At 74.2% G+C, this 2,898-nt stretch carries 4 protein-coding genes; 1 reads left to right on the top strand and 3 read right to left on the bottom strand.

Annotation, left to right across the window (positions count from 1 at the left end; translation table 11 throughout):
• Both AB0O29_RS34840 and AB0O29_RS34835 read right to left on the bottom strand, forming a co-directional pair.
• Positions 1 to 1,051 (bottom strand): M20 family metallopeptidase (locus AB0O29_RS34840; protein ID WP_365160145.1); only part of this gene is annotated, 1,051 nt, incomplete at its 3' end.
• Positions 1,048 to 1,170 (bottom strand): hypothetical protein, encoded by a 123-nt coding sequence (locus AB0O29_RS34835; RefSeq protein ID WP_365160142.1) that lies wholly within the window; start codon positions 1,168 to 1,170, stop codon positions 1,048 to 1,050. The genes AB0O29_RS34840 and AB0O29_RS34835, both read right to left, overlap by 4 nt.
• 296 nt (positions 1,171 to 1,466) lie before the next feature.
• On the opposite strand from AB0O29_RS34835, the gene AB0O29_RS34830 reads away from it, so the two are divergent.
• Complete coding sequence (locus tag AB0O29_RS34830) at positions 1,467 to 2,000, top strand: EF-hand domain-containing protein (RefSeq protein WP_365160139.1); 534 nt, start codon at positions 1,467 to 1,469, stop codon at positions 1,998 to 2,000.
• 105 nt (positions 2,001 to 2,105) lie between these two features.
• Here the strand turns inward: AB0O29_RS34830 and AB0O29_RS34825 are convergent, their stop codons facing one another.
• Positions 2,106 to 2,750 carry a response regulator transcription factor gene (locus AB0O29_RS34825; RefSeq protein ID WP_365160148.1) on the bottom strand — a complete coding sequence of 215 codons (645 nt, stop codon included), beginning with the start codon at positions 2,748 to 2,750 and terminating at the stop codon, positions 2,106 to 2,108.
• Between the last annotated feature and the right edge of the window lie 148 nt (positions 2,751 to 2,898).

The following is a 2,898-nucleotide window of genomic DNA, read 5'->3' as shown; positions in this document are numbered from 1 at the left end:
GTGGACCCCCTCCCCTCCACCCCCCGCGCTGGGGGGCCGGGCCCGGCGGCCCGCCCCGGCGCCCCGCGGCCCGGCGGGCGAGGTCGGTGAAGGCGGGGTCGTTGTGCACCGGCGGGTAGGACTCGGTGAGCGTGACCTCGGCGTGGGCGCCGTGGGCTTCGGCGACGTGGCGGGCGACGCGTTCGATGTTCGCGCGTACGGCCTTGCGGGTTTCGGGGGTCAGGGTGCGGAAGGTGCCGTGGAGCCGGGCCGTGGCGGGGATGATGTTGGTGGCGGTGCCGGCCTCGATGCGGGCGATGGTGACCACGGCGGGATCGAAGACGTTCACGGTGCGCGTGACCATCGTCTGCAGGGCGAGGACGATCTCGCAGGCCACCGGGACCGGGTCGAGGGCCAGGTGCGGGGCGGAGGCGTGGCCGCCGCGGCCGGTGACCGTGATGTGGATCAGGTCGGCGGCGGCGTAGACGGGGCCGGGGCGCAGGTGGACGGTGCCCGTCTCGAAGCGGGTGGTGACGTGCATGGCGAACGCCGCGTCGGCGCCCTGGTGGTCGGGGGTGTCGAGGACGCCTTCGTCGATCATGTGGGCGGCGCCTCCACAGCTCTCCTCACCGGGCTGGAACATGAACACCACCCGCCCCGGCAACTCGTGCGCGCGGTCGGCGAGGAGGTGGCAGGCGCCGAGCAGCATGGCGGTGTGGAGGTCGTGGCCGCAGGCGTGCATGCCGCCGGGCCGTTCGGAGGCGTAGGGGAGGCCGGTGTCCTCGGTCAGGGGCAGGGCGTCCATGTCGGCGCGCAGCACGATGGTACGGCCGGGGCGGGTGCCCTCCAGGGTGGCGGTGACGGAGCTGAGACCGGTCCCGGTGGTGACCGTCAGGGGCAGGCCGGCGAGGGCGTCGAGGACGGTCTGCTGGGTGTGGGGGAGGTCGAGCCCGACTTCGGGGGTGCGGTGCAGGGCGCGGCGCCAGGCGGTGAGCTCGGGCAGCAGGAGCCGGGCCGCGGACAGGAGGTCGGGAGTCGGCTGGGCCGAGGCCGGATCGTGTCGGAGCGTCACGGGTTGCCTCCGGTGCGGGTGGCGACGGTGTGGTGGGTGAGGTCGTTCGGGATGCGCGGGGTGCCGTCGGCCCGTCCCAGGCGCAGGCCCGGGCGCGGGCCCAGGACGAGGCATGACAACTGTCCAGCTCCTCCAGACGACCGGCGACACCACACAACCTGCCCACGCCCACCCCCGCCCAAAGCCCGGATCCAGGCTCGGTTGAGCGTGGTACCCGGGGGCGTCGATGCCAGATGTCAGCCGGAACGACCGGCCCGCCCCTCAGCCACAACCGTCCCAGAGAGAGCCCGTACTCAGGGGATGCGCGGGCGATTCGGGTGAGCGTCGGCGGGCCGGAGGCCGGCCGGCGCACGGACGTGATGATCTTGGCGGTGTCATCCCGCGCAAGCGCCCCGCAGCAGACAGGAACAGGATCGTGCCCGAGCAGGCCACCGCCACCATGACCGACACGGCCAAGCAGCGCATCTTCGCCATGCTCGACCGGGACGGCGACGGCGCCATCACCCACACCGAGTACCTCGCGCGGGTCGACCGCGCGGCGGCGGCCATGGGCCGGGACGCCGACGACCCCGTGGTGCGCACGGCGCGCGCCGCGCACGAGGAGGTCTTCGCGGACATGGACGCCGACCACGACGGGCGGGTCACGTTCGAGGAGTACCGCACCTGGGCCGGACACGACGCGTTCGAACGGTCCTGCCGGCCCGCCCTCGGCTCGCTCTTCGACGTCGCCGACCACGACGGCGACGGCCGGCTCACCCGCGAGGAGTTCACCCGGCTGAGGGTGGCGTCCAGCAACTCCGAGGCGGACGCGGGCCGCGCCTTCGACGACCTCGACACCGACGGCGACGGCCTCGTCGACCGCGACGACTACCTCGCCGGCATCCACGACTACGTCACCACCGGCTCCTCCCCCATGGCAGCCGCCTACCGAACCCTTCCGGCCCACTGACCCGAGACCGGCGTGGGGCTGGTCCGGATCCAAGGGGACCCGCGCGTCCACGGCGCGTTCCGCTCCGACGGCCGACCCGCCCGCGGCGTGATCGCCGGCTGGGAGTCAGCCCGGCAGGCCCGGGACGACCAGGCCGGATTCGTAGGCGATCACCACGGCGTGGGTGCGGTTCTGGGCGCCGAGCTTGGTCAGGACGTTTCCGACGTGGGTCTTGACGGTCTCCAGGCTGACGGTGAGCGCGTGGGCGATGTCGGGGTTCGAGCGGCCGGTGGACATCAGGCGCAGGACGGCCTCCTCACGGGGCGTCAGCGCGGCGGCGGGCAGGGCGTCCGCGGAGTCCAGCGGGCGGGCGGTGACCATCCGGCGCAGGTCCGCCGGGAAGAGGATCTCCTCCCCTGCCGCGACGATGCGTACGGCCTGGGCGATCCGGGCCACGGGGAAGCGTTTGAGGACGAAGCCGCTGGCTCCCGCGCCGAGGGCGGCGGTGACGTGGCTGTCGCTCTCGAACGTGGTGATCACCATGACCTTGGGCGGGTCCGGTACTTCGGCCAGGATCCGCCGGGTGGCCTCGATGCCGTTGCAGCGCGGCATGCGTACGTCCATCAGGACCACGTCCGGCCGTAGCAGCCGGGTCTGTTCCACCGCTTCGACGCCGTCGGCGGCCTCGCCGACCACGGTGATCCCGGGCTGGGCCCCGAGCAGGAGGCGCAGGCCGCTGCGGGTGACCTCGTCGTCGTCGGCGATCAGCAGGGAGGCCCCTGCGGACTCGGCGGCTCCGGCGGCCCCGGCGGACTCGGCGGCCCCGGCGGCCCCGGTGGGCGGGTGCGGGCCGCTCTTGCCGGCCTCCGTACGGGAAGGCCGGCCCGCAGGAGCCAGCGGTCGTCGCCGTCCGGTCCGG

Origin of the sequence: Streptomyces sp. NPDC089915, from assembly GCF_040684675.1 — a bacterium.
In the GTDB taxonomy this organism is placed as follows: domain Bacteria; phylum Actinomycetota; class Actinomycetes; order Streptomycetales; family Streptomycetaceae; genus Streptomyces.
This window is presented reverse-complemented; position numbering and strand designations above follow the sequence as displayed.